Below are 260 nucleotides of genomic sequence, written 5' to 3' on the forward strand. Positions count from 1 at the left end.
CTTCTGATTGAAACGGCGGACGCGGTCTCCGCCCAAAGGCGGCTCTTGCTTAATGCCCTGATGACAGCGCCTTCCTTCGACCAAGCTCGTTTGCGATCCGCTGCACCGTGCCAGTCCCGATCCCGAGGGACTTGGCTACTTTCAGCATACCCATGCCCTTCGCAAGCTGCTTTCGCACCTTCCGTTCGGTTGCGCTGTCTATCTTCGGCCGGCCGAGCTTCACGCCTTGTGCCACGGCGCGCTTGAGGCCTGCGTTGATG

Annotated in this window: 1 pseudogene; it reads right to left on the minus strand. The window is 61.2% G+C overall.

The window, feature by feature from the left end:
* Positions 1–49: 49 nt before the first annotated feature.
* Positions 50–260, minus strand: a pseudogene (locus tag ACLJNW_RS26195) (hypothetical protein); the annotation flags it as partial.

The organism is Salmonella sp. SAL4457 (genome assembly GCF_046548235.1).
GTDB classification, from domain to species: Bacteria; Pseudomonadota; Gammaproteobacteria; order Enterobacterales; family Enterobacteriaceae; genus Salmonella; species Salmonella enterica.